General features: G+C 63.5%; 1 protein-coding gene. It reads left to right on the forward strand.

Going from position 1 to position 329, the window contains the following annotated elements; all coding sequences use genetic code 11:
* The coding region (locus tag CAPSK01_RS15670) for a caspase family protein (protein ID WP_273703820.1) at positions 1–329 on the forward strand (329 nt) is incomplete at both ends.

A 329-nucleotide genomic window follows, 5' to 3' on the forward strand; every position in this document is an offset into this window, starting at 1 on the left:
GCAATGTGGCGGAAGACGGGCAGACCGACCATAGTCCGTTCACCGAAGCCTTGCTGAAAAATCTGGCCGCACCCGGACTGGAGGTGCGACAGATGTTGACCCGGGTACGTCAGCAGGTCAAGGAACAGACCAACGGCAAACAGATTCCCTGGGATCATTCGTCGCTGACGCAGGACTTCTATTTCATTGGGCCGACCACGGTGGTCGTCCAGTCGCCGCCGGCGCCTGCCGTCCAGCCGCCGCCGGTGGCGGGTGTCGACCCGATGGCGGTCCAGTTGTCGCTCTGGGAGTCGGTGCGTACCAGCCAGGACCCCGCCGATTTCGAGGAC

Source organism: Candidatus Accumulibacter vicinus (assembly GCF_000584955.1).
Lineage (GTDB): Bacteria > Pseudomonadota > Gammaproteobacteria > Burkholderiales > Rhodocyclaceae > Accumulibacter > Accumulibacter vicinus.